Consider the following 252-nt stretch of genomic DNA (forward strand, 5'->3'; position numbering starts at 1 on the left):
CGCCTGGTGCGGGCGTTCTTCGTTGTAACGCTGCTGGAAGGCGCGCAGGCGCTTGAGCTGGTCGCGCAGGCTGTGTGCCGGCGGGTTGGCCGCCTCCTGCAACAGGGTAAGATGCATGCGCTCGTGAGAGGGTGTCAGAAAGAATGTGTAAGCAGGTTTCTGTGAGTTTACCTTACCGAGGAGACTCACATGACGACCGACACGACGATTACACCTGAACTGCTGGATCAACTGCTTGCTAACTATGAGAAG

1 protein-coding gene is annotated in these 252 nt (G+C 57.1%); it reads right to left on the reverse strand.

What is annotated here, in order from left to right; all coding sequences use genetic code 11:
• On the reverse strand, nucleotides 1-117 hold a 117-nt coding region (locus tag ACZYOF_RS44865), incomplete at its 3' end, for an integrase core domain-containing protein (protein ID WP_463719723.1).
• Nucleotides 118-252 lie beyond the last annotated feature (135 nt).

The sequence above is a fragment of the Bradyrhizobium sp. LeoA1Lang genome (assembly GCF_055413685.1).